At 44.7% G+C, this 257-nt stretch carries 1 protein-coding gene; it reads right to left on the reverse strand.

The genetic code is table 11. The features are described from left to right. A partial coding sequence (locus Q4528_RS14660) for a hypothetical protein (RefSeq protein WP_303522388.1) occupies positions 1 to 245 on the reverse strand: 245 nt, incomplete at its 3' end. Positions 246 to 257: the final 12 nt, after the last annotated feature.

Here is a 257-nt window from a genome sequence, read left to right on the forward strand (position 1 = left end):
TAGTTGTATTGTTCGCGTTGCAAAGTGACTCGCAAGCGCCGTATTGCAGGTTTAAGCATTCGGGTGCTTAACGGTGTCGCTGTAGACAGACTAGAAACTGCGTCACAATCAATGAGAAATTGATCGACATAATTTACCATTGCGTTAGCTAAACGTTGGTTACCTAACAACTGGTAACGATCGGAACGATAGCGCTGCTGTTGCTCAAGATAAATATCGTTGATGCTGGCGCCACTATAAATCACGGTGTCGTCAAC

Origin of the sequence: Staphylococcus pasteuri (assembly GCF_030547725.1) — a bacterium.
Lineage (GTDB): Bacteria > Bacillota > Bacilli > Staphylococcales > Staphylococcaceae > Staphylococcus > Staphylococcus pasteuri.